The organism is Sulfurimonas lacustris (assembly GCF_059705355.1).
Map to the genome: position 1 here is coordinate 1,680,950 of NZ_AP046125.1, position 22,544 is coordinate 1,703,493.

The following is a 22,544-nucleotide window of genomic DNA, read 5'->3' on the forward strand; positions in this document are numbered from 1 at the left end:
AGCAAGAGTGCAAAACATAAAAGCCTCTATAATAAATAGAGAAGATAGAAAATTTTGGTATGTAATGTACTATGTGTATTTTGAAAACGGCACTGTTAAAAAAGTTGAAGAGAGTTCTAAAGTTTTAAAAACAGAAAAAACTCTTAAGTATATGCAAACAAAATATCTGCCTGCATGGATTTCTAAAAAACAGAATGAATTATCTTTGCAAAAATTTGAGAGCAAGAAGTTTTCATGTTTTTTTCAAAAATATCTGATTGAGCATGATACAGATAAAGGTTTTTTAAACAGATTACCAATTTATCGCAAAGTTGTTCAATATTTTGGAGATTTTGAAGTCTCTAAAATTAATCGGCAGATGGTAAAAGACTTTTTGTTCTCTCTTGGAGATATAAAAAATGATAGCAAAAAGAAATATCTCACTTGTATCAAAGGTGTTTTAGATATTGCACTAGATAGTGAACTGATTTCTAAAAATGTAGCAAAAGATATCATATTTGCAAAAGAAGCCAAAGAAGCTATAAATCCGTTTTCGACTGATGAAATATTGCTACTCTTAAAAAATGCAGATGATATGCTTAAGAATTACCTTGGTATTGCATTTTATACAGGTATGCGAAGCGGAGAGATATTGGGACTTATGCATGGCGATATTTTATCCAATAAGATATCAGTTAAGCGTTCTATCTCAAGAGGAAACATAACTTCACCTAAAACGATAGGGAGCATAAGAGATATCCCAATGTTTGAAAGTGTCAAACCGTTTCTGAGAGAACAAATAAAACAAAGCTCTAAGTCTTTATATTTATTTAACCAAAACGGTACAAATATAGATGATGTTTCTTTTTTTAGATATCGCTGGAGAGAGCTGCTAAAAGTTTGCAATATACCTTATAGAACTATCTATAACACCAGGCACACTTTCATAACTGCAATGCTGAATAGCGGTAAGTTTAAGATTATGGATATTGCTGCAATCGTAGGACATACATCACCGCAAATGATTATGACTAGATATGCAGGGTTTATCAAAGAGAATCATCTAAAGATTGATACTAATTTAGAAATCTTTAGCGACACTTTTAGCGACAGTTTAAAATTTAAGATTGATTGACAAGGCTCCAAAAGTGCCTTCTGGTGGTGGATAGGGAGGGATTTGAAAAAGCACCATGGTTTTTTACTCTTTTGTGATATACTTCTTTTTGTGAAACAAGTTAATCCGTCTGACTGATTATCAGACTATGGAAGTAAGGGCTAGGGCTTCGGCTTTAGCCTTTTTTTTTGCCTTTTTTTCTGGCAAGGTTGGGGAGGGTGGGAGCTTCCAGAAAAGGATTTTATTTGTTTCATGCACTCTTAATAGTCTTTTTAATTCTTATGGTGTTCGCACCTGCTTTGAATTAATCAAAACAGAGGACTTAATCACTCCTCTGGCTATTATGCCTCCATCGGTATAACTTGATACTCTAAAATCTCTCTATTCTCTTCTATGTATGTATATGCGCCTTTTGTTAAACAATTTTTTGAGGTTACATATAAAATTTTTCTTTTGTAGTTTTTTACCAAATTGTTAAAAGATTCATTTTTTTCTAAATACTCTCTTACATCTGTTCTAGTTGCTTTTACTTCTTTGTGGTCTATCTTCCAATTCTCCCAATTCTTGCATTGTACAAAATAGAAATATTCTTCTTTTTTGATTATCAAATCTATACTACTATCTTGTACTCCCTTTTCTTTTCCATGTTCCCAAACAATGTATCCATTTTCTCTAAAGTAGTTTGCTATATATCTTTCGTACTTATCGCCTTTTTCTTTTTTTTCTGCTTTTGTTATTCTTTTTTTTACTATTGTTTCTTCTGGTATTGTTTCTTTTTTTTCAGTTTCTTTTTTAATCTCTGCAACTTCATTTATAATTTCATATTTTCTTTTTACTTCTTCATTCCACATTACATATTTTTGTTTCGTTCTTGCGTTGTATTTTTGCTCTGCTCCATTTTTTAAACCTTTCTCAGTAGCTGTTTGCCAAGTTCCTTTTTGTTCTATCCATCCTAATTTTATAAATATTGCTTCTAAATCATTTTTTGATATATCAAAATGTTTTGCTATTTCTGTGCTTGTTTTTAACTCTATGCTTTCTAATTTCTTCATTTCTGCTTTTTGATGTTTTTCTATTTCTTTGTTTATTGCATGTATTCTTTTCATTATTCCTCTAAACATATTGTCCTACTTTAATTTAAATTTGCCATTACTAGCATCTTTTTTGATTTGTTCCAATCGTTCTAAATGTCGCTTTGTTTCTTCTATGCTCTCATCAAGTGCCATACCTTGATTTATTAATCGCACTAAATCGGGCTTTTCTTTTTCCCAATTATCTAGTGTTCTTAATGAAATTCCTAGTAGTTCTGACAGTTCTTTTCTTGTCATTTTCGTATTTTCCTATTTTAATATGCAAATATTGCATATATTTAAGCTCTCTTTTATGTTATTGCAGATAATATTTTAATTATATGCAAATATTGCATTAAAGGAAGTGACAATGCAGACAAATACAAAAAACCCTCTTTCTCCAAAAGTTCAGAATCAAGAGCTATTTCATGTAAATAGTTTAAAAAATGGATGTAGTGTCACTTCTGCTCTCTATGATAACAAAAAAGCTCTTAAACTCTTAAACGACATGAGTTTTTACGGTTATCCTACTTCTTACGTTTCACTTATTATTGAAGATATAGAAAATCTTCTTCTCTCCTCTGATAGCAATTTCATTATTGAACGTTTGGTTCATGATTTATCACTTGAAGAAAAAAACTTTAAATCTTATAAGCGAAAACTTAAAAAATTAGGTTTTGAGACATTAGAGAAGCATGAGCAAATACTTTCTAAGTGTTGTGTAGCATGATAAACGCTTCCCCCTTGTCGTTCAATAAGTCGTTAAAAAATAGATACGCATCCACGGAACAATGCATTGAGTTTGGAGTAAGTCGTTGATATCACGAGCATTGAGCCAGAACTCGTAAAAAGCTGGTCTCCTCCCGTCAGTCACTTCTCGGGAGTAAAAAAATAAAGGTGATTTGTTAGGTACTTAGAGCATAAACCGTGAGATAAAACGATAGGTTACTTTTTTTTCCTATCTAAGCGAAAAAACTCACTTTATGTTCTAAGTACTTAATTATGACAGTAGTTAAGTAATAAAAAAACAAAAACACTGAGGAGTGACAAATGGCAACATTACATCTTATCGGGCAACTTATGGAAGTTAAACCGACTGAATACGAGGACAAAAAAACCTCTAAAATGAACTACAACACTGAGATAACAGTGATGTTTCAAGGCTTAGATGAACAAGGTTACAAAAAGTTTACAGTTGAGACTGTTACAACAGATGAAGATTATTTTGAAGAACTAAGAGAAAAAATCGGCTCAACCGTTGCGCTTCCATACGTTATGAAAGTCGACCAGTACGGTGTAAAAACTTACCCCGACCGTTCTATGCCTGTGCTTGTTCTTGATAAAAACCCTCTTGATTATAGCAAATTTGAAAAAGCAAAAACTGTAAAACCAGTTACTAAGTAGATATTTAACCACTATTTTTTTTAAAAATAGGGGCAACAAATGAAATGCGTTAGGGATTAAAAAAAGTTCTTTAAAGTTAGTGATACTCTCTTGGCTCTTGGCTCTTGGCTCTTGCGTTAGGGATTAGAACACTTGTGACATGTACCGTGTACTGGTTTTGTTTACAAAATTCAAGCCCGCCCCCTTTAGGGGAACGCCCTTATTGTTGAGAATTTGGGGAATTTAATCCACTTGTTAGTAAATTCAGGCTCGGGCTAGGCGCTCAACAAAAAAGCCCCGCAGGGAAATAAGAAAAAAAAGGTTAAAAAGTGAATAGATTCAAGCTCTTAAATCTCTACTCTCTGCAACACTCAATCAAGAACTGCAAAGATAAAGAGAGAGTTTGTAAATTAAGAAGCATGAGAGATTCTATCCTCTCTAAAATTCGGGTCGCTTAGCGGTTAAGAGTATGCCGAAAAACAAAATTTTCCTTAAAAAGGGGTTCTTATGAAAAAGTTTCTTTCTCTTCTTGGCGTTGTTGGTTTAATGGCTGTACAAGCTCAAGCGGCTCTTACAGTTGACCCAATTTCTCAAACTGACTTTATGACAGTTGCGGGTGCGGTTGTTGTTGCTATGGGTGCTTTCTATGCTGTTAAAAAAGCTCTTGGGCTTTTAAGAGGCTAAAAAATGCCTGTACTTCCTGTCATTAACCTTGAAGTGATAACCGCTACTTTTAGCGTTTTTCTTGTTGCTCTTGGTGTCATGTGGGGAGTAAACAAAGCAATTATCTTGCTTAAATCTCATTAACTCTTTTTGAGTTTTTGGGATTTAAAAATCAAAAAAAGGAAGTGACAAAATGAAATATCTAAAAACATTAACATTCATAATCTTTTTAAATATCTCAACTCTGAACGCTTCTATGCTCTTAGACGCTAATGGTTACTGTATAGAAGATTTCTACATAAAAAACGGTTCTTTCTACTATCTCCGCTCTGACAATAACACTTGGTACTCTACAACGACAGACAACTACACTTTAAAAGTTGTACCCAATTTTATATATCAAGCATCAGACCAGACTTGCAGACCAAACACCGCTTACATCTTAGGAATGACACAAGACGGTTTCCATTTCTTAATGGCTCTCATGGGCTTAATCTTTGGCGCAACGTTCATGTTCTTTACAACTCAAATCTTTACTAACGTAGGCGGCAAAAGATGATCTACATAGAAATAACAGATATACCAACGATAAACTATTTCGCTTCCATACTTATAAACTTAACCGCTGTTATAGCTCCTCTTTTTGGTGCTTTAGCTCTTACAAGACACTAATATGAAAAAGATACTTTTTCTAGTTTTGTTTTTAAACAGTTATTTGTTTTCTTATACGCTTTATTTTACAAATACTTCTGGTTATATGGAATGTGTTCAAAATAATTTAAATATTTCTGAATTTCCCAATGCAGTTCGTAATGATATTAATCCTACATTCCAGTATCTTGGCTTTTCTACATCTTTAAACAGTCATGTTTTTTATCCAGGATCATCTTATCGTGCATATTGGGCTTGCGGCGGTGCTACTTGTCCTTCGGGAACTTCTTATGATTCCCAAAAATTGGCATGTATTCCTACTTCTTGTCCTTATGGTCAGGAAATTATTGGTTTTTCTTGTGCTGTTCCTCCTACTTGTACCCCTCCTCAAATTTGGAACTCTGACACTGATACTTGTGTTGCTCCTCCTGCTCCTGATGCTGATGGCGATGGTACTCCAGATAAATGTGACTTTGATCATCCCGATTTTAAGATATTGGATTGTGATGGCGATGGTAGAATGAACAGCGGTGACCCTGATTTAGATGGCGATGGAACAGATGATAAATATGATGTTGATATGAACAACGACGGTGTTCCAGATGCACAACAGCCTGAAAGTCCAAACTATAATCCAAATTGTCAAGGTGCTGACTTATCTCGTGATTATGTTAAAACGGGTATTATTTATCCAGAAACTAATTATTATTTAAAAGGCAATATGTTCGTTTCTCAGTGCATTGCTTTGGTCGATTATGATACTATTGATTCTTCTTTTACTGCATTTGATAAAAATCCACAGTGTAATGCTTTTTACTGTTATGTTCATCTTTTAAAACCTGATTGCAATGATGAATCCGGTAAATATATTCCTCAGGGTTCTGGATGGATTTATAAAACTGGTATTCAGTCTCAAGCACAATGTAGTGCTTTAGTTGATTATGTAAAATACTCCCAATCTACTTTTGAGGCTCCAAATCTTACTAAATGCCCAGATTCTAAATATTGTTTTTTAAAACGTGTTGAGAATATACCAGATATAAATAATTCTATTTCAGAACCAATAGACATAAATCGTACCTCTTCAGATTTACAGCCTCTTTTAGAAGCTCACAACGTTTCAAATCAACATCTTACAGATATAAAAACTAAGATTGAAACTACAAATACTAAGCTTGAGGATTTAAAAGGTGTTTCAAATGAGATTTTAAACAAAAACGAGAGCATGGACGCTTCTCTTAAGGGTTTAAAATCTAATAGTGAAAAATTATTACAGAATAATTTAGAAGCCCTTTCTTCTCTCACAAATATCTCAAATGCTTCTCAAAAAGCAAATGATATAAACAAAGCTTTTTCAGATATTGCAACAAAAAACCAAGTCATTGGTAATGAACATCTTTCTTCTATAGATGGTAAGATGAATACTAACAATTCACTTCTCACAAGTATTGATAATTCTCTTAAAGGTGATGGCACTTCTCCCGATACTTCCGCTCTTGATGGTGCAGAATCCGCTCTTACTGATTTTGGTTCTTTTGTAAATAGTGTCACTTCTCAATTTTCTACTTTTAAAGATAATATTCAAGGTAATTTAGATGATGTTATGAATCAATACAATAACGCTAAATCTCTCTTGACTTCTGGTCAAGCTCCTACAATGAGCGGTGGCGGTTCTCTTGAATGCGCTTCTTTCAATGTTTTTGGTAAGCATGTTGTGCTTGATTTGTCTTTTCTTTCTGTTTTGTCTCCTGTTTTTTACTATATTTTCACAGCCTATTTTATGTTTTTAAACTTTTCATTTTTGATTAGACATCTTTTTGGAAGTGGGAATTAATATGATAGCCGCTCTTTTTGCGATTTTTTCTGGCGTTGGTGTAATTGTCAAATTTATAAAAGCCTTTCTTGTCAAATATGTTGGCTTTGCCGCAATTTTGTCTTTTCAGTTTGCTATAACTGCTTCTACTATTGCCTTCGTTCTAGGTTTTTATGCTTTTGTAATAAGTTCTTTTGTAACTGCTTATAATTTTGGTGTTTCAACTGCTCAATATATATCTACTGGAGGTGGTGTTTCTAATCAAACTCTTACTTGTTTTCTTTCATTGCTTGAGTCTTTGGGCATTGTTGGTGCTATTAATAACGCCTACACAATGTTTTTCGCTTCTCTCTCTATGATAGCGGCTTTTCATCTTATGAAGTTCACTTATTGGGCTATTAAACAAATTGCAAATGAATTGTTCAAACTTGGTGTACTTCTCGGTCAGGCTTTAACATGATAACTTTCCTCACTGGTGTTCCAGGTTCTGGCAAGAGTTATTATGCTGTTGATAAGATATATAATAATTTCTCAAACGACAAAGAAGCTATAAGAGATAAAAAGGCAACTTTTAAAAACTGTTATACAAATATAAATGAGTTTAAATTTGACAAGGTAGAAAATTGTTTTTATCTCGATTTTGATGATTTAAAAGCAAATCTTACTAAGCTTCATAAGCTTTATAAAGCAAAATCAACGGATGAGGAACTTATAGAGTTTTGCAAAGAGCATAATATTTTAAATACTCTTTTTGTAATTGATGAGGCTCATAATTTTTTTGACAACAAAGATCCTGTTCTCACCTGGTGGCTCTCTTATCATAGACATCTTTTTCACGAAATTATTTTAATAACTCAGAATCTTTCTCTTGTAGAATCCAAATATAAATCATTTAGCGAGTTTTTTTATAAAGCTTTCCCGCAGTCTCTTACTCTTTTTAAAACTCATTTTAAATATAACATTTATTGCAATTCTCGCATGTCGCAAATTTCAAAATCTGGCACTATAAAGATAAAGCGCAATCCTAAAGTTTTTGAACTTTATCAAAGTGGCGACACTATAAATAGTTCTAATATTATTTTGAAATTTCTTTTATTTGCTTTATTTTTTCTCGCTCTTGTTGTTATTATTTTTTATTTTTACAGCGAATCTTTAAAGGGAGATACTGTAACCGAATCCGACAACAACACATCAAAAGCAGCTGCACAAAGTACTCGCAACACATCCGATAAAACCTCGCAAAATAAGTCTTTTTCTAACACAAATCAAATAAACCAAAATGAAAACAACGTAGTTTATTTAGGTGAAAATTCCGAACAATACAGAGAAGCCAAATTTTTAACTTTCTCTTGTAATACCTCTATATGCTATAACAATTCTCTTTCTCTTCCTGTTCCGCTTGTAACTCAGTTCATAAAATCAAAAAATATGAACCTTATCTACTCTCAAAACATCAACAAAAACTACATAAAACTTTTCATTTCATGCAGTGAAGATTTTTATATGTTTTTAAATTCAATCTCAAATCAAGGAAGTTCAAAAAATGAAGAAAAGTCTTTTGTTAATGGTTTTTTTCCTCCTGCTCAACCTACAATTAATCAAAGCAGATGAAAATCTAAAAAGTATAGCTCTGGTTGATTTTGTTCAACTCGTATCTACAAACAATAACATAAACATATTTGTGGACGAAGAGCTTAAAAAAGAGGGAATTTCGCTATTTATTCCTAATGAGCTAGATTCTACAAATCTTTTCTTTTTGTTTAAAAACTCTATGCAAAAGCTTGGCTATGTTGTTTCTCAATTTGGCGACATTTATTATCTAAGCAAAAACCAAAAAGAGCTATACACCTATTTTATCAAGTTAAAATATAACTCTTTTCAAAATGTCTCTCAATATCTCGCTTTTAAAAATATAAAGTTTCAATTTATAGATTCAATCAACAGCTTTATAATATTTTCAGAAACTGACAATATAGACGTTATAAAAAATGAGATTGTCAAGATTGATGCGCAACTAAATCAAGTCACGCTCAAATTTACAATAATTGAAGTTAATGATGATGATATCAAAGAGCAAGGATTAACGCTGAATTCTCTCTATGTTTCTGCTTCTGATGGTTATAAAAATGTCATTGATACGTTCGTAATACCTTATTCAAGCTCTAAGCCTATTTTCCCACGAACTACGTTCTATGGTGCTCTAAAGCTCTTTAATGAGCTAAAATATTTTAACATTGTTCAAAACCCTCATGTTTTGGTCCAGCACTCAAAAGATTTTACATTTTCCGCTGTTACAAATATACCTTTTCAAACTTCAAAAGTCATAACACAAGCTTCTAACTACTCAAATCAAACAAGCATAGATTACAAGGACGTAGGGCTTAAAATCAACGGTAAACCGCTCATTTATGATGACTATATAAACCTTGATTTGGATTTGGTTGTTGAGGACATTTTAAGTACTACCGATAACATCCCTACAACTTACAAACGTCAACTCAAATCAAATACTAATTTGAAGTATGGAGACGTTCTTATTCTTAGTGGTATCAAGCAAGAGAAAAGCACTAAAGATACTATCTCCGTTCCTTTGGTTTCTGATATCCCTTTTGTAGGTAATTTATTCAAGTATGAATCAAGTAAAAAGAATATCAGCACTATCTCAATAGCAATAGAGGTAATACGGTAAATGTGCCTTTGGTGGGCTTTTCCGTCCCATTTGTGAGCCTGCGAACAAATGGGCGGTAACGCCCCTCTTGGCTATCTATAAAAAGTTAGCGGACACGCTTAAATAAATTCAAATAGGAAGTGACAACATGACAAACTACGGTTTAACAAAGTACCAGATTCAAAAATCAAAAGAAAAACTCTTAAAAAACAAAGAGTTTATGCATCAAAACGGTATCCATCTTGATGACAAAATCATCCCCTTTGCTGACTTCGTGGCAAATAGCTACATGAATGCAGATAGATACATAGCAGAGCTTCAACATAGAGCATGGAGTGTTTATGATTATGCAAAAGAAAAAAATCTTTCAAACGCTTTTATAACTTTGACGCTTCCCTCTCACTGGCATCCAAAAAAGACCTATAAAGGTCACTTGATAACAAATAAACAATTTGCTGGGCGTAAATATATCACTACAATCAAAGGCTATAAAATCTTAAATTGCCATGTAAAGCAAAAGTTTAACGGTTTAACTTTTGAGCCTGTTCTTGATTTCTCGCAAACAGTGGATTTTTATACTCCACGTAACGCATCTGTTGAGCTTTCTGAAATGTTTAAAAAACTCCGTGACGATAGAAGCTACAAAAGCATCGAAAAAGAAGACAGAGTATATCTAAGAGTTACCGAACCTCACAAAGACGGCACACCGCATTTACATATCTCTTTATTTGTTCCTGCCGACAAAGTAGAATCAATCGTTAAAGCTTGTAACCGTCTCTTTCCTGCTCCGCTCTCAAAAGTAGAAACTAACGTACAATCTCCAATATCTTACTTGATGAAATACATTTTAAAAACGCTTGATGATTTAAGAGAAGATAGCGACAAAATCACAAATCTTACACTTTGGTATCTCTATCACGGCATTTGCAGATTCTATACTAGCCGTACATTTGTATCTCTTGAAGTTTACCGCAAACTAAACGGCATGTACTCTCTCATAGACTTAACAAAAGCCTACAATGCGGAAGATGTAAACGTTTACATAGACACGCAAACCAAACAAATCAAGCGCATTGACAACGAACACGGCACAATCTACACGCAAAAGCCTGTAAACTGGGCTAACAAGCTTGATGATGTATCATACCTAGAATCGCAATTTGAAACTATCTACAAAGACAAAGAAGCTAAACAAATAGACGTAATCATAGATGGCGAAACATTCGTTTTCTTCAAAAACACTCTCAAAAAAACTAAACTTATGCCATATCAAATGAACTCTTTACAGCTCTGGGACTATTTCGAGGGCTTAGACGTTGAAACGTGTGACTTGAAGCACTACGCATATACTAAAAACATCTTGATTGATAGAGGCTTAATAGACGAACCAAAAGTTAATCTAGCCGCTTATCAAGATAATTTCTACAAATTTGAAGCTGAGGAGGTTTTTTAATGCTTTTTTCTTACTATTCATCCCTATATCTCGACTTTAAAAAACATGAGTTAAAAAACTCTACTCTTGACAAATACACAAACATAGTAAAATCAAGAATAAATCCATTTTTCAAAGACAAAGATATAACTGACGTAAAAGCATCAGATATAAAAATCTGGCTCTACTCCATAGAAGATGTAGGCGCAAAAAGCAAACGCCATTACATGGGCGTATTAAATGGCATACTTCAAGAGGCTCTCTATGATGAAGCAATTACAAAAAATCCTCTAAAGCATGTTAAGCTTCCAAAATATTACCGTCCTATCATCAAACCTTTTAACGCTGACGAGGTTCAACAAATCATGAACCATAGCTACGATAATAATTTCAAGTTCTATATCGCAATCGCTTTTTATACTGGTATGCGCTCGGGAGAGATAATAGCACTCAAAAAAGAGGATATAGACTTAAAAAACAAAATCATCCATGTAAAAAGAACTCGCTCTAAATTTGGAGAGAGTACACCAAAAACTCACGGAAGTATAAGAGAGATTCCGATTATCGAGTTACTAGAACCTTTTATCCATGAGTTATACAATCTTCACGATAACGAGTATCTTTTTATCACTCAATACAAAGAACCATACAGAGACACGCACTCTTTCGTAACAAATCACTGGTTACCGCTTCTTGAACTCTTGAAACTAGAGTACAGACGTCCATACAACACACGTCATACATACGCTACAAATATGCTTTACAATAACCTTGTAACGCCTGTGCAACTCTCGCAACTCTTAGGACATGCAAATACTCAAATGGTTTATGATGTTTATGTTCGCTATATAGAATCAAACTATCAAGATTTTGACAGAAGTATCTCAATTTATAAGTGACGGGATAGGGAGGGATTTTGTAATCTTTTTTAAGGGCTTTGAAAGTCCCTAAAATAGGGCTTTGTGGTGGATAGGGAGGGATTTGAACCCTCGGTACGGTTACCCGTACGCATCCTTAGCAGGGATGTGGTATCGGCCACTCACCCACCTATCCGTTTGGAGAGTGCAATTATAGTCATATATAAATAATATAAAGCTTAATATGGTTTTTTTCTGAAATATGACTTGCTTTTGCTACACAAAAATCTTAAAATGCCGATAACATAACTTCAAAAACATTTATTTGACGGAGGCGGCGGCTGAAAACTTCTCTCTTTTTACTCTTACCTTTTTTTCTTCATGCTTCTAGCTATCCTGAGTTGCAAATTTTTCAGCTTGAAAAACTAGAAAAATCTCTAGACACGACATCTAAAAATAGAGTTATCGACTATTTTAAGACATTGGACACCCTCAAAGCCCTTCCGCTGCAAGAGCGTCTTGTGAGAGCAAATTTCTACCTCAACCAGCTGCGTTCACTTCCTGATATTGTCACCTACAAGCAAAATGACTACTGGGGTACTCCAAAAGAGTTTTTGATTTGTGGGTATGGCGATTGTGAGGATTTTGCTATCATCAAGTATTTTACGCTTTTAAAACTTGGGTTTGAGAAAGAGAAGCTCTTCATCACCACCTCAAACGAAAAATTTACAGGGCAACCTCATATGGTACTAAGCTATTTTGAGTCTAAAGAGAAGCCACCACTCATACTCGACAACCTAAGCTATAAAGTTTTGGATTTGTCAAAGAGAGTCGATTTAGAGCCAAAAATATTTATAAATGAAGAGGGAAGCTACAAGCTTGACACGCACAACAACCTAACCCGCATAGGTGATATGCCGCGTAAGTTTAAAGAGCTTCTTGAGAGAATTGCGCTAGAGAGCTAAAGCGTTTGTAGAATTTTTGCAACCACCAAAGCAGGGTTATCCGATTTGTAAATCGGGCGCCCTACTACTATAAAATCCACATCCGCACTCTTTGCATAAGCAACATCCGCTACTCTTTGCTGATCACCCGCATCCTCACCAAAAGGGCGAATCCCCGGTGTGAGCGTCATAAACTTCTCATTTGTTATATTTTTGATAGAGAGGCTCTCATAAGCTGAACAGACAACACCGTCAAGCCCGCTCTCATAAGCATCTTTTGCGAATTGGTCGGCTTTTATTGCGATAGAAGCACTATAAACCTCACTAAACTCATCATCGCTAAAAGATGTAAGAGCAGTAACTGCTAAAACTACAGGGCGGTTTTCGTACTTTTTTAGTCTCTCCATAACTTCTTGCATAGCTCTTTTTCCGGCACTTGCATGGACGTTGAACATATCCACGCCAAGCCCCATGATAGACTCTGCGGCATCCGCCATCGTATTTGGTATGTCATAGAGCTTTAAATCCAAAAATATCTTAAAGTCGGGATTTATCTTTTTGATATCTTTTAAAAACTCTTCCCCGTCACGGATGTAAGAACGAAGCCCGACTTTTAGCCAGACTGGGTACTCTTTGATTTTATGGATTAAGTCTAAATTTTCTTGTTTTGTAGGTAAATCAAGGGCTACACAAAGCTGCATCGGTTCTCTTTTTCTTTGATTTTTGGATTGAAATTGTAGCATTTTTGCATACGAAAGGAAAGTTGGCGAGGTGGTATAAAGCGTATGCGCTTATCCGCTTTGTGTAGCAAAGAAGAATTACTCAGACAGAATTGTTTTGTTTTGCAAAAAGAAGTTCACGCAACAAAATCATCCGCTTGACATTTTTTTAATGGGGTTTGGTATAGAATTACACCATAAAACAACAAAAGGCAAAAGCAGTGAGTATTTATAGAGAGTATGACATCAGAGGGATTTTTGAAAAAGAGTTGAATGAGCAGAGTGTTACACGCATAGGGTATGCGCTTGCGTCAAAAATCAAAGGTGAGTATGTTGCGGTCGGGTATGATGCGAGAAGCCATTCGCCAATCCTTTTTGAGTACCTTGTTTATGGGCTAAATGCTGGCGGGAAAAAGGTTTTGGACATGGGCATGGTTCCGACACCCGTAAACTACTTTTGTAACTATAACGAGTTTGGGGGAGTGCTTGCTTCTGCTTCCGTGATGATTACAGGTTCACACAATCCGAGCGAATACAACGGCTTTAAGGTTACCATAGACAAAGCGCCGTTTTTTGGAGAGCAGATTTATGCGCTTGGGCGTGAATGTGAAGCGATGACGAGTGTTCCGGGTGCCGTGAGAGATGTGACAAAAATCGATGCAACTTCTCGTTATGTTGACTTTTTGGTAAGTGAGTTTGCACACCTCAAAGGGATGCCGACGCGCATAGTTTATGACTGCGGCAACGGTGTGGCGGGTATTGTGACGGAGAGGATTTTTGCGGGGCTTGGGCTTTATACAAAAGGACTTTATGTTGACCCTGATGGAACATTTCCAAACCACCATCCAGACCCATCAGACGAGCATAACCTTGAAGATATCAAAGAGCTTCTCGCTAAAGAGGGCGACATCGCTTTTGCTTATGACGGCGATGCAGACCGCATAGCTGTTATTACACACAAAAACAACATCAAGGGCGATATGATGGCTCTTTTATATGCGATGAAGATGGACAAACCGACCGTTGTTGGCGAGGTAAAGTGTTCTCAAGTGATGTATGATGAGCTAGAGAAGCGTGGCGCAAAAGCGGTAATGTACAAAACCGGACACTCAAATCTTAAAGTAAAAATGCAAGAGATAGGAGCAGACCTAGCGTGTGAAGTAAGCGGTCACGTCTTTTTCAAAAACCGCTATTTTGGCTATGATGACGCTATCTACGCAACGCTTCGTATGTTAGAGCTTGTTCATGACGGGATTGACCTTGATGCAGAGCTTGCAAAACTCCCACAGGTTTTCTCGACAGAAGAGATAAAAGTAAAAACAACGGAGAGTGAGAAGTTTAAAATCATCGACAAAGTAAAAGAGCTGCTTAAAAACCCTCCTGCATCTTTTCCTGCTATCAAAAACATCATCGATGTCGATGGCGTGCGTATCAACTTTGCGCATGGATGGGGACTTGTACGAGCTTCCAACACAACGCCTATCTTGGTAACTCGTTTTGAAGCGACCTCACAAGAAGAGGCAAAAGAGTATGAAGAGGCTATAAATGCGCTTATCTTAGAGGCAAAAAACGCTCTGTAATAAAGGATAAATCATGAAAACACATACACTTTTGATGCCGCTTGATATGCACCTACACCTACGTGACGGTGTGATGCTTGAAAACATTGCACCTTTGAGTGCGTACAGTTTTAGCGGTGGTTTGGTTATGCCAAACCTTGTGCCTCCTGTTGCAACGCTTGAAGATATAAAAGCTTACAAAGCACGCATTATGGCGTCTGTGCCAAATGATTTCTTTGAGCCATATATGACGCTTTTTTACAAAAACTATGACAAAAAATTTCTTGCAAGCGTGGCGGAGCATATCGTGGCTATCAAACTCTATCCGGCAGGCATTACCACCAACTCTGAGGGCGGCGTTTCGTCGTTTGACATAGAGCAGATGCGCCCGACACTTGAAGCGATGAGCGTACTTGGCATTCCTCTTTGTGTACATGGCGAGACGGATGGTTTCGTGATGGACAGAGAAGCGGAGTTTATGTCTATCTATGAGTTGCTGGCGCAAAACTTCCCAGACTTAAAAATCATTATGGAGCATATCACCACAAAAGAGGCGGTGGCGATGCTAGATAAGTACAAAAACCTCTATGCGACTATTACCGTTCACCATCTTCTTTTTACTCTTGATGATGTTGTGGGCGGTATGATGATGCCGCACAACTTCTGCAAGCCCATCGCAAAACGCCCTGAAGATTTGGATGCACTCTTAAGCGTTGCGCTTGAAGCGCATCCAAAAGTGATGTTTGGTTCAGATTCTGCTCCGCATCCAAAGGAGAAAAAAGAGTGTTCTGGATGTGCGGCGGGTGTCTTTAGCGCACCAATCGCACTGCAAGTCCTCTGCGAAATCTTTGAGCAGTATGACAAACTTGAGAACCTCCAAGCGTTTGTAAGTGACAATGCACAAAGTATCTATAAACTCTGTCCGGAATTTAAAGAGGTGATTTTAGAAAAACGCCCTTTTGTTGTGCCACCACACTATAGTAATGTTGTTCCGATGCTTGCAAACCAAACAATCAGTTGGGCGATAAGAAGCGTTGAGTAGGGTCTTACTCCTTGAAGATGACCTGCTTTTTGCAGAGTCTCTTGTCGATTTGCTTGAAGAAAACGGCTTTGAAGTTGTGCATGTCGCAAATGGGCAGAGTGCGCTAGAGAAGACTTTTTCACAGAGATTTGACCTCTATCTGCTGGATATCAACGTACCACTCATCGATGGAAACACTCTTTTACAAGAGCTGCGAGACGCAAAAGACACCACTCCCGCCATTTTTGTAACATCCCACAAAGACAAAGAGATGCTCAAAAAAAGTTTTCTTTGCGGTGCGGATGATTTTATCACCAAACCTTTTGACAACGAGGAGCTTCTTTTGAGAATCTCCGCTCTTCTCAAAAGAGCAAAAAGTGATAATGTTTCATGTGTCGGGCTGCTTTGCAACGATGCACTGCACAAACGATTTTTGTACAACAACCAAGAACTTGAACTCTCCAAAAAAGAGTATGAACTTCTCTTGCTTCTTGTCAAACATGTAAACGCAACAGTACCAAAAGAGATGATTTTGGACGCACTTTGGAGCAGTAGCGAGGGTGGAAGCGAGGGGGCTTTGCGTGTATATATCAACCGCATCAAAGGGCTTCTTCCACAGTTAAACATAGAAAATATTCGTGGTATCGGGTACAAACTTGTTTCGTAATCTCGGTATCGCTATCTTTCTCTTCTATGTTCTAAGTGTCACGGCTCTTTTAGGTGTGCTTTACTACTTTGTCACTTTTGTACAACTGCAAAACCTTCTACCGCTCTTTGCGATTTTGCTTCTACTGACACTCTTTGGAGGCTTTGTTATCGCCAAACTCTCCATCGACCCGCTTGCAGAGTACATCAAAAATCTGCAAAATCTCTCCACAGAGACGCTTCATGAACTCAACCTTCCCATCAGCACCATCAAAACAAACATCGGTATGCTCAAAAATAACCTTGCAAGCGAAAAAGAGCAAAAGAGGGTGCAGAGAATCGAGAGTGCATGTGAGATGCTCAAAGAGCGTTACAACGAACTTGACTACATGATAAAACTTCAAAGTGCTAACATCACGCACGAGAGTATCGCACTTGATGCACTTGTACAAAACAGAGTTGCTTTTTTGAAGCAAATCTACCCGCACATCACATTTTCGCTTGAACTTACGCCTTTGCAGATACAAAGCGACAAAGTGGGCTTATCCAAAGTCATTGACAATCTTTTGGACAATGCAGTAAAATATTCACTCAATATTCACAAAATAGATATAACATTGCGCGACCGTTCACTTGCCATCAAAGACTATGGTTGCGGGATGGATGAAGTAGAGCTTTTAAAGATATTTGACAGATATTATCAAAGCAATCATAACATGCGAGGCTTTGGAATCGGACTTAGCATGGTAAAACGTTTTTGCGATGCAAACAACATCACACTGGGCTTCAAGTCCAAACCCCACGAGGGAACAACAGTAACACTTACTTTTAAGGAAAAATAGATGCAAAACGGTTTTTTGGCATATGCGGAAGCAACACTAGACTATGGAGTTATGGGGCTTCTTCTACTTATGAGCGTTATCACGCTTTGGCTCTTTATAGAGAGGATGATGTTTTACAGCTCACTACGCTTGGGCGACTATGACAACAGAGACACGCTGGAGATGGAGCTTACAAACAACCTTAGCGTTATCAGCGTTATAGGCTCAAATGCTCCTTATGTCGGGCTTTTGGGGACGGTTATCGGGATTATGCTTACGTTTTACACGATGGGTGAAGTCGGTACGATTGATGCCAAAAAGATTATGGTAGGACTTGCACTCGCACTCAAAGCTACGGCGATGGGACTTGTGGTCGCTATGCCCGCCATCATCTTCTACACCATGCTTTTGCGTAAAGTGGAGAAGATTTTGACTCACTTTGATGTTATGCAAGAAAAAAAGCAAGTAAGCAACAATGGCTAAATTTAAAAAACAAAGAAAGCGTTTTGATGAGATAAATGTTATCCCATTTATCGACATCATGCTTGTTCTCTTAGTGATGGTTCTCACAACCGCAACATTTGTCAACCAAGGCATCATCCCCATAGAACTCCCAGAAGCAAAAGCCTCCAAAAAAGAGGACACTAAACAGGAAGTAACTGTACATGTAAATGCCAAAGGAGAGATATTTTTTGAAAAAGAGAAGGTTGATTTAAAAGCTCTTGAGACAAAACTCGCCGCACTCTCAAAAGAGCAGACAGTAGTTCTTAGAAGCGACAAAGAGTCAAGATTTCAAGACTTTGTAAGCGTCATGGACATCCTCAAACGCTTGAAGCATGAACAGATGTATATCGTTACAAAAGAGTAGTTAGTTGAGTTTGGTATTAATCTTATATTAAGCTTCGTTTTGTCACTTTTTTGTTAAACTTACAACTAGTCATAAAAGGATATTTAGCATGCCGACCGTTCTTAAAATTAAAGACTACCGTTTTTTCTTTTTTTCTCGTGAAGAGGTGCGTATGCATATCCATGTCATCTGTCCTGATGGAGAAGCAAAGCTTTGGCTTGAACCGACTATCGAAATTGCAACGAGTTATAAGCTCTCAAATATTCGTCTAAAAGAGATTGAAATAATGACAAAAGAAAATGTTGAAACTTTTAAAAATGCATGGGAGGCGCACTTTGGAAACTGAAATTACCAACATTTCCCCTAATGGCATATGGATTCTAACTGAGGGTAGAGAGCTGTTTATGTCTTTTGAAACCTTCCCGTGGTTCAAAGATGCTTCAGTAGCAAAAATCGGCAATGTCGAAACCTATGCAAACGGTCATCTTTACTGGCCGGATTTAGACATTGACCTCACCGTTGATATTATCGAACACCCTGAACGATTCCCGCTGATTGCGTCATAGATTGGTTAGTACCCCTTTTCCAAGAGTTTAAACTGCGGCTTTGAACTGTTCTGTTCATCGCTAGGCTCTTGCTTCTTCTCTTTTTTGCTCTCTTGCTCAAAAACTCTCTGCTCAACCACTGCAACATCGTGAAAAAGAGATGTCGCAAAAAAGAACAAAATCATAATAACTACAACACTCACGTATAACAAAACATAATTTTTAATATGACCTGTTTCAAAGGGATTTTGCACCTTTTCTCCTCTACTCATTGATGCGCAATTATAGTCAAAAATGCAGGTTGCAAAGTTGAATTACATATTTTTTATGTTACCATAATTAAAAAATTAAGGGGATATTTATGCAATCAACAAAGTTTAAAGGAACAAAAGTAACACTTATCGGAGATGCTATCGGGGTTGGTGATGCTGCGCCTGTTGTAACAGCGGTTGGAACAGACCTTGAGGATGTAGAAATCGGCGGTGCAAAAGACAAAATCCAGCTCATCGTTACGGTTCCATCACTCGACACGGACACATGTGCGGCGGAGACGAGAAGATTTAACGAGGATGTCAACAACCTCGATATTTGTGAAACAACCGTTGTCTCTATGGACTTGCCGTTTGCTTCTGAGCGTTTTTGTACTACTTCAGGCATTGAAAACCTGAGCGTGGTGAGTGACTACATCGACAAAAGTGTGAGCCTTGCGTACGGTGTTTTGATGGATGACAACAAACTCAAAGGTCTTAGTGCCAGAGCGGTTTTTGTGGTGGATAGAAGCGGAACGATAGTCTATAAAGAGATAGTTCCCGAAGTTACATCTGAGCCAAACTATGAAGCAGCGCTTGAAGCGATTAAGCAAGCGAGATAATCATTGAAAATTTTTCTCTTTTTTGTTTCTACCCTGATTTTGCATGCGCATGAAGTTACGCAAAGAAGTTTAAACATAAGTGGTGCAACAACTATCCAGCCCATCATAGAAGAGGTTGTGAAACGCTACCTTGAGGAGATGCAAGGAGAGCTTTTCATTGAGGGCGGTGGAACTGAGGGAGGGTTGCAAAAACTAAGAGAAAAAAAAGCAGATATTGCCATGGTCGCAAGAGATTTAAGCCAAGAGGAGAAACAAGACTTCTCTCACGCCTCCATAGCCATCGACGCTGTTGCCGTGGTGCTTAACAAAAACAAAAACGTCCAAAATCTTACTAAAGAGCAGCTTTTGGATATTTATGGCGGTAAAACGACAGATTTTATCGTTATATCAAGAAAAATGAACAGAGCAACACTCAATGTTTTTGAAGCTTACAGCGCCCTCTTTAGTCCAAAACGTAAAAATATGCCATCAGATACTAAGCGTATCAGAGAAGATGCATGGGAGGCAGAGTCCAACATCAACACCCTTCTTTGGGTTGCCGGACTTAAAAACACCATAGCCATTGTTTCACACGCTGAAGCCTTGCGCTACATAGAGATGGGTTATCCCATCGTCATAGCAGCTATCGATGGCATCTCTCCTACAAATGAGAGTATCAAAAATGGCACATACCCCATTACAAGAAAACTCAATCTTGTATGGGACAAAGAGAACAAAAGAGCAGTAGAGTTTATCGAGTGGAGCAAACAACCCTCTTTCATAAAAGCAGTACAAAAGCTCGGTTTTACGGCGGTAGAGAGATGATCAAAAGATGTTCTTTTTGTACGCTCTGGCTTCCTACTGTTGTCATAAGTATTTTTACCGTGGTGAGCTTTTTAGTCATTTTTATTTTGTTAAATCACTCTTTAGATGAGATGATCCAAGCGCACAAACACTCTAACTCTTTGACAAAAAAAATAGAAAAGATGGTCTCCTCCACACTCAATGCAACTTTTTTGGGCAATGAAGAGCGCTTTTTAGAAGTAGCCCTCATCTCCAACGAGATACACGATGCCATCGCCTCCATAGAGCAGAGCGATACCTACAACACAGCCTCGTTACTAGAGAGTTACCGACAACTTTACAAAAACCTTATAAGTGCGGTCTCTTACAGCAAAGAAAACCGTCTTGAAGATGCACAAAAAGCACTCGAGGAGGTAAAGGCATATACGCTTACACTTGAAGAACAGATGAATAAGCTCGACGCTCATTTTCTACAAAATGAAAAAGAGCATGAAAAAACGCTCTTTCTTGTCATGTTTGTCTCTGGAACACTTCTGCTCTTTACAGCCCTCTTTAACGGCTTTTATCTTATCCCACAGCGTGTTATCCGCCCACTTGAAGAGTCTAGTCAAAAACTCCAGCGTAGTGAAGAGAAGTACCGCATCGTTGCGAACTGGACGCATGACTGGGAGTATTGGGTGGGAAAAGGCAAAGAGATTATCTTTATGACGCCATCGGTGCAGAGGATAACCGGCTACACATCGGATGAGTTTGCAAAAAACCCCTCCCTTTTGACCAGCATCATCCATCCTGATGATAAAGCTTTGTGGGAACAACATGTCCAAGAGGCACACCTTCCAAATAGACCGGAAGAAGATGCGCAGGGCGTGGAGTTTAGAGTTATCGCAAAAGATGGGCGCATAGTCAACATAGACCATATCTGCCGCCCCGTTTATAGCGCAAATAAAGAGTTCCTTGGTGTTCGAGTAGCCAATCGTGACATTACGCTAAAAAACAGGCATCCTCAACGAGCTTAAAGAGAAAAACACTCTCTTAGACACACTTGCAACGACAGACGCGCTGAGCGGACTTTACAATCGCCGTTATTTTAACGAAGCCTTTGAGCGAGAGATAGCGCATGCAAAACGCATGAGAACAACACTCTCCATCATCATGTGTGATATCGACTACTTTAAACGTTATAACGATACCTATGGGCATCAAATGGGCGATAGTGTCATCCAAAAAGTCTCAAATGTATTAAAAACAACTTTTGGTCGTGGAGTGGATGTTGTTGCTCGTTATGGCGGAGAGGAGTTTGTTGTTTTAGCACCCTCAACGCCTTCAGAGGAGATCACAAAATTGACAGAAAAAGCAAGAGAGGGTATCATGGCACTTAACATAGAGCACGCCAACTCACAAACAGCACCCTTTGTAACTATGAGCTTTGGTATAGCTAACTGCACACCAGACGTGGCACTCACAGCAGACAAACTGCTCAAAACCGCGGATGACGCACTCTATGAAAGCAAAGAGAGAGGGAGAAACTGCATAACATTTGTTGTGTGCTAGCTCTCCACATTAAAGATGATTTTGGCGTTTGCAATATTTTTGTAGAGTAAAATCTTCTTTTTATAAGGCATCCACCTTATCAAAAATGTAGCAAGTGCCTCCCACAAAGAGACCCACGCTGCAACACTCAAACCCTCTGCAACAACTGCAAAAGCGATACTTTTCTCCATCCAATCACTCTGATTCATAAAAATCGACACCCCCGCAAGCACTGCCCCAATGCCAAAAAAGATAGTTGACTTACGAAGCATCTCTTTCATCTTTGCATGTTCATGCTCTTGCATGTAGAGAAAAAAGCGGTTGACACTGTTTTGCACTCTTTGGAAAAACTCCTCTTGAGTAGGCATCTCAAAGTTAAACCGGATAACAAATCTCTCTCCATCGATTTCACGCACACTCTCGATAAGATACGCAACCAAGTCTTGGTTCAAATCCTTCTTCATAAAGTGCGATTTTTTGTCAAAATTGTTATACAAATCCTCGATTTTTCTAGCAGAAATATCGACGATTATCTCATCATCCCCAGTACGCTCATACCGCTCTAAAATATCTTTTTTCATACTGCTGCCAAATTTTTTCTTTCATTATACCAATGGTTGAAGCTATTT

At 37.4% G+C, this 22,544-nt stretch carries 29 protein-coding genes and 1 tRNA gene; 24 read left to right on the forward strand and 6 right to left on the reverse strand.

The window, feature by feature from the left end:
• Window positions 1-7: 7 nt before the first annotated feature.
• On the forward strand, window positions 8-1,114 hold the full coding sequence (locus AC6H4V_RS08705) for a tyrosine-type recombinase/integrase (RefSeq protein ID WP_497606524.1): 1,107 nt from the start codon (window positions 8-10) through the stop codon (window positions 1,112-1,114).
• 320 nt (window positions 1,115-1,434) lie between these two features.
• Here AC6H4V_RS08705 and AC6H4V_RS08710 read toward each other — a convergent pair whose 3' ends face one another.
• Together AC6H4V_RS08710 and AC6H4V_RS08715 are read right to left on the reverse strand one after the other, a co-directional pair.
• On the reverse strand, window positions 1,435-2,214 hold the full coding sequence (locus tag AC6H4V_RS08710) for a restriction endonuclease (RefSeq protein ID WP_497606525.1): 780 nt from the start codon (window positions 2,212-2,214) through the stop codon (window positions 1,435-1,437).
• A 6-nt stretch (window positions 2,215-2,220) separates the two neighbouring features.
• Window positions 2,221-2,421, reverse strand: coding sequence for a MerR family transcriptional regulator (locus AC6H4V_RS08715; RefSeq protein WP_497606526.1), 201 nt, complete (start codon window positions 2,419-2,421; stop codon window positions 2,221-2,223).
• A gap of 112 nt (window positions 2,422-2,533) precedes the next feature.
• Here AC6H4V_RS08715 and AC6H4V_RS08720 point away from each other — a divergent pair, with 112 nt between their 5' ends.
• The 10 genes from AC6H4V_RS08720 to AC6H4V_RS08765 all read left to right on the forward strand — a co-directional run bounded on the left by AC6H4V_RS08720 (window position 2,534) and on the right by AC6H4V_RS08765 (window position 11,672).
• Window positions 2,534-2,893, forward strand: coding sequence for a hypothetical protein (locus tag AC6H4V_RS08720; RefSeq protein ID WP_497606527.1), 360 nt, complete (start codon window positions 2,534-2,536; stop codon window positions 2,891-2,893).
• 320 nt (window positions 2,894-3,213) lie between these two features.
• Window positions 3,214-3,567 (forward strand): hypothetical protein, encoded by a 354-nt coding sequence (locus AC6H4V_RS08725; protein WP_497606528.1) that lies wholly within the window; start codon window positions 3,214-3,216, stop codon window positions 3,565-3,567.
• 486 nt (window positions 3,568-4,053) lie between these two features.
• The gene (locus tag AC6H4V_RS08730; RefSeq protein WP_497606529.1) at window positions 4,054-4,230 is read left to right on the forward strand and encodes a hypothetical protein; all 177 of its coding nucleotides are present in this window, start codon (window positions 4,054-4,056) and stop codon (window positions 4,228-4,230) included.
• A gap of 172 nt (window positions 4,231-4,402) precedes the next feature.
• Window positions 4,403-4,768, forward strand: a complete 366-nt coding sequence (locus tag AC6H4V_RS08735) for a hypothetical protein (protein ID WP_497606471.1) — start codon at window positions 4,403-4,405, stop codon at window positions 4,766-4,768.
• A gap of 114 nt (window positions 4,769-4,882) precedes the next feature.
• Complete coding sequence (locus AC6H4V_RS08740; RefSeq protein WP_497606530.1) at window positions 4,883-6,694, forward strand: hypothetical protein; 1,812 nt, start codon at window positions 4,883-4,885, stop codon at window positions 6,692-6,694.
• A gap of 1 nt (window position 6,695) precedes the next feature.
• Window positions 6,696-7,133 (forward strand): hypothetical protein, encoded by a 438-nt coding sequence (locus AC6H4V_RS08745; protein WP_497606531.1) that lies wholly within the window; start codon window positions 6,696-6,698, stop codon window positions 7,131-7,133.
• The gene (locus AC6H4V_RS08750; RefSeq protein ID WP_497606532.1) at window positions 7,130-8,284 is read left to right on the forward strand and encodes a zonular occludens toxin domain-containing protein; all 1,155 of its coding nucleotides are present in this window, start codon (window positions 7,130-7,132) and stop codon (window positions 8,282-8,284) included. The genes AC6H4V_RS08745 and AC6H4V_RS08750 overlap by 4 nt, the downstream gene beginning before the upstream one ends.
• Entirely contained in the window at window positions 8,238-9,362 is a 1,125-nt protein-coding gene (locus AC6H4V_RS08755; RefSeq protein ID WP_497606533.1) for a type II secretion system protein GspD, read from the forward strand. Before AC6H4V_RS08750 ends, AC6H4V_RS08755 begins: the two co-directional genes overlap by 47 nt.
• A gap of 127 nt (window positions 9,363-9,489) precedes the next feature.
• Window positions 9,490-10,794, forward strand: a complete 1,305-nt coding sequence (locus AC6H4V_RS08760) for a rolling circle replication-associated protein (protein WP_497606534.1) — start codon at window positions 9,490-9,492, stop codon at window positions 10,792-10,794.
• Window positions 10,794-11,672: a site-specific integrase gene (locus AC6H4V_RS08765; protein WP_497606535.1), complete on the forward strand. Its 879-nt coding sequence runs from the start codon at window positions 10,794-10,796 to the stop codon at window positions 11,670-11,672. The genes AC6H4V_RS08760 and AC6H4V_RS08765 overlap by 1 nt, the downstream gene beginning before the upstream one ends.
• A gap of 64 nt (window positions 11,673-11,736) precedes the next feature.
• Here the strand turns inward: AC6H4V_RS08765 and AC6H4V_RS08770 are convergent.
• A tRNA-Ser gene (locus AC6H4V_RS08770) sits at window positions 11,737-11,826 on the reverse strand.
• A gap of 205 nt (window positions 11,827-12,031) precedes the next feature.
• Here AC6H4V_RS08770 and AC6H4V_RS08775 point away from each other — a divergent pair.
• Entirely contained in the window at window positions 12,032-12,595 is a 564-nt protein-coding gene (locus AC6H4V_RS08775) for a transglutaminase-like cysteine peptidase (RefSeq protein ID WP_497606536.1), read from the forward strand.
• Here AC6H4V_RS08775 and pyrF read toward each other — a convergent pair.
• Entirely contained in the window at window positions 12,592-13,275 is a 684-nt protein-coding gene (gene pyrF, locus AC6H4V_RS08780) for an orotidine-5'-phosphate decarboxylase (protein ID WP_497606537.1), read from the reverse strand. The two genes, AC6H4V_RS08775 and pyrF, sit on opposite strands and share 4 nt — an antisense overlap.
• Before the next feature lie 239 nt (window positions 13,276-13,514).
• On the opposite strand from pyrF, the gene AC6H4V_RS08785 reads away from it, so the two are divergent.
• The 8 genes from AC6H4V_RS08785 (at window position 13,515) to AC6H4V_RS08820 (ending at window position 18,752) form a co-directional block, all read left to right on the forward strand.
• Entirely contained in the window at window positions 13,515-14,873 is a 1,359-nt protein-coding gene (locus AC6H4V_RS08785) for a phosphomannomutase/phosphoglucomutase (protein ID WP_497606538.1), read from the forward strand.
• Window positions 14,874-14,886: 13 nt separating this feature from the next.
• Window positions 14,887-15,894, forward strand: a complete 1,008-nt coding sequence (gene pyrC, locus AC6H4V_RS08790) for a dihydroorotase (RefSeq protein ID WP_497606539.1) — start codon at window positions 14,887-14,889, stop codon at window positions 15,892-15,894.
• Window positions 15,887-16,540: a response regulator transcription factor gene (locus tag AC6H4V_RS08795; RefSeq protein WP_428729440.1), complete on the forward strand. Its 654-nt coding sequence runs from the start codon at window positions 15,887-15,889 to the stop codon at window positions 16,538-16,540. The genes pyrC and AC6H4V_RS08795 overlap by 8 nt, the downstream gene beginning before the upstream one ends.
• Window positions 16,530-17,360 (forward strand): sensor histidine kinase, encoded by an 831-nt coding sequence (locus AC6H4V_RS08800; protein ID WP_428729441.1) that lies wholly within the window; start codon window positions 16,530-16,532, stop codon window positions 17,358-17,360. The genes AC6H4V_RS08795 and AC6H4V_RS08800 overlap by 11 nt, the downstream gene beginning before the upstream one ends.
• Window positions 17,361-17,822, forward strand: coding sequence for a TonB-system energizer ExbB (exbB, locus tag AC6H4V_RS08805; protein ID WP_428729442.1), 462 nt, complete (start codon window positions 17,361-17,363; stop codon window positions 17,820-17,822).
• Window positions 17,815-18,207: a TonB system transport protein ExbD gene (gene exbD, locus AC6H4V_RS08810; protein ID WP_497606540.1), complete on the forward strand. Its 393-nt coding sequence runs from the start codon at window positions 17,815-17,817 to the stop codon at window positions 18,205-18,207. Before exbB ends, exbD begins: the two co-directional genes overlap by 8 nt.
• An 88-nt stretch (window positions 18,208-18,295) precedes the next feature.
• Complete coding sequence (locus tag AC6H4V_RS08815; RefSeq protein ID WP_428729444.1) at window positions 18,296-18,532, forward strand: DUF4160 domain-containing protein; 237 nt, start codon at window positions 18,296-18,298, stop codon at window positions 18,530-18,532.
• The gene (locus AC6H4V_RS08820; protein WP_428729445.1) at window positions 18,522-18,752 is read left to right on the forward strand and encodes a DUF2442 domain-containing protein; all 231 of its coding nucleotides are present in this window, start codon (window positions 18,522-18,524) and stop codon (window positions 18,750-18,752) included. Before AC6H4V_RS08815 ends, AC6H4V_RS08820 begins: the two co-directional genes overlap by 11 nt.
• Window positions 18,753-18,757: 5 nt before the next feature.
• Here the strand turns inward: AC6H4V_RS08820 and AC6H4V_RS08825 are convergent, their stop codons facing one another.
• Window positions 18,758-18,985: a hypothetical protein gene (locus AC6H4V_RS08825; RefSeq protein WP_497606541.1), complete on the reverse strand. Its 228-nt coding sequence runs from the start codon at window positions 18,983-18,985 to the stop codon at window positions 18,758-18,760.
• A 107-nt stretch (window positions 18,986-19,092) separates the two neighbouring features.
• Here AC6H4V_RS08825 and tpx point away from each other — a divergent pair, with 107 nt between their 5' ends.
• The 4 genes from tpx to AC6H4V_RS08845 are packed head-to-tail and all read left to right on the forward strand — an operon-like array spanning window position 19,093 to window position 21,936.
• Window positions 19,093-19,602: a thiol peroxidase gene (gene tpx / locus AC6H4V_RS08830; protein ID WP_428729447.1), complete on the forward strand. Its 510-nt coding sequence runs from the start codon at window positions 19,093-19,095 to the stop codon at window positions 19,600-19,602.
• Between the two features lie 3 nt (window positions 19,603-19,605).
• On the forward strand, window positions 19,606-20,406 hold the full coding sequence (locus tag AC6H4V_RS08835) for a substrate-binding domain-containing protein (RefSeq protein WP_497606542.1): 801 nt from the start codon (window positions 19,606-19,608) through the stop codon (window positions 20,404-20,406).
• Window positions 20,301-21,401 carry a PAS domain-containing protein gene (locus AC6H4V_RS08840; RefSeq protein WP_497606543.1) on the forward strand — a complete coding sequence of 367 codons (1,101 nt, stop codon included), beginning with the start codon at window positions 20,301-20,303 and terminating at the stop codon, window positions 21,399-21,401. Before AC6H4V_RS08835 ends, AC6H4V_RS08840 begins: the two co-directional genes overlap by 106 nt.
• Window positions 21,385-21,936 carry a GGDEF domain-containing protein gene (locus AC6H4V_RS08845; RefSeq protein WP_497607926.1) on the forward strand — a complete coding sequence of 184 codons (552 nt, stop codon included), beginning with the start codon at window positions 21,385-21,387 and terminating at the stop codon, window positions 21,934-21,936. The genes AC6H4V_RS08840 and AC6H4V_RS08845 overlap by 17 nt, the downstream gene beginning before the upstream one ends.
• On the opposite strand, the gene AC6H4V_RS08850 is transcribed toward AC6H4V_RS08845, so the two are convergent.
• Entirely contained in the window at window positions 21,933-22,496 is a 564-nt protein-coding gene (locus AC6H4V_RS08850; RefSeq protein ID WP_497606544.1) for a hypothetical protein, read from the reverse strand. The two genes, AC6H4V_RS08845 and AC6H4V_RS08850, sit on opposite strands and share 4 nt — an antisense overlap.
• Window positions 22,497-22,544 lie beyond the last annotated feature (48 nt).

What these genes read in the sequence shown, in the direction of transcription:
- AC6H4V_RS08730 (WP_497606529.1), top strand. Translation starts at nt 4,054, where the DNA reads ATGAAAAAGTTTCTTTCTCTTCTTGGCGTTGTTGGTTTAATGGCTGTA.
- AC6H4V_RS08765 (WP_497606535.1), top strand. Translation starts at nt 10,794, where the DNA reads ATGCTTTTTTCTTACTATTCATCCCTATATCTCGACTTTAAAAAACAT.
- AC6H4V_RS08850 (WP_497606544.1), bottom strand. Translation starts at nt 22,496, where the DNA reads ATGAAAAAAGATATTTTAGAGCGGTATGAGCGTACTGGGGATGATGAG.
- AC6H4V_RS08725 (WP_497606528.1), top strand. Translation starts at nt 3,214, where the DNA reads ATGGCAACATTACATCTTATCGGGCAACTTATGGAAGTTAAACCGACT.
- AC6H4V_RS08750 (WP_497606532.1), top strand. Translation starts at nt 7,130, where the DNA reads ATGATAACTTTCCTCACTGGTGTTCCAGGTTCTGGCAAGAGTTATTAT.
- AC6H4V_RS08735 (WP_497606471.1), top strand. Translation starts at nt 4,403, where the DNA reads ATGAAATATCTAAAAACATTAACATTCATAATCTTTTTAAATATCTCA.
- tpx (WP_428729447.1), top strand. Translation starts at nt 19,093, where the DNA reads ATGCAATCAACAAAGTTTAAAGGAACAAAAGTAACACTTATCGGAGAT.
- AC6H4V_RS08815 (WP_428729444.1), top strand. Translation starts at nt 18,296, where the DNA reads ATGCCGACCGTTCTTAAAATTAAAGACTACCGTTTTTTCTTTTTTTCT.
- AC6H4V_RS08745 (WP_497606531.1), top strand. Translation starts at nt 6,696, where the DNA reads ATGATAGCCGCTCTTTTTGCGATTTTTTCTGGCGTTGGTGTAATTGTC.
- AC6H4V_RS08840 (WP_497606543.1), top strand. Translation starts at nt 20,301, where the DNA reads ATGGGACAAAGAGAACAAAAGAGCAGTAGAGTTTATCGAGTGGAGCAA.
- exbD (WP_497606540.1), top strand. Translation starts at nt 17,815, where the DNA reads ATGGCTAAATTTAAAAAACAAAGAAAGCGTTTTGATGAGATAAATGTT.
- pyrC (WP_497606539.1), top strand. Translation starts at nt 14,887, where the DNA reads ATGAAAACACATACACTTTTGATGCCGCTTGATATGCACCTACACCTA.
- exbB (WP_428729442.1), top strand. Translation starts at nt 17,361, where the DNA reads ATGCAAAACGGTTTTTTGGCATATGCGGAAGCAACACTAGACTATGGA.
- AC6H4V_RS08760 (WP_497606534.1), top strand. Translation starts at nt 9,490, where the DNA reads ATGACAAACTACGGTTTAACAAAGTACCAGATTCAAAAATCAAAAGAA.
- AC6H4V_RS08720 (WP_497606527.1), top strand. Translation starts at nt 2,534, where the DNA reads ATGCAGACAAATACAAAAAACCCTCTTTCTCCAAAAGTTCAGAATCAA.
- AC6H4V_RS08710 (WP_497606525.1), bottom strand. Translation starts at nt 2,214, where the DNA reads ATGTTTAGAGGAATAATGAAAAGAATACATGCAATAAACAAAGAAATA.
- AC6H4V_RS08740 (WP_497606530.1), top strand. Translation starts at nt 4,883, where the DNA reads ATGAAAAAGATACTTTTTCTAGTTTTGTTTTTAAACAGTTATTTGTTT.
- pyrF (WP_497606537.1), bottom strand. Translation starts at nt 13,275, where the DNA reads ATGCAGCTTTGTGTAGCCCTTGATTTACCTACAAAACAAGAAAATTTA.
- AC6H4V_RS08715 (WP_497606526.1), bottom strand. Translation starts at nt 2,421, where the DNA reads ATGACAAGAAAAGAACTGTCAGAACTACTAGGAATTTCATTAAGAACA.
- AC6H4V_RS08755 (WP_497606533.1), top strand. Translation starts at nt 8,238, where the DNA reads ATGGTTTTTTTCCTCCTGCTCAACCTACAATTAATCAAAGCAGATGAA.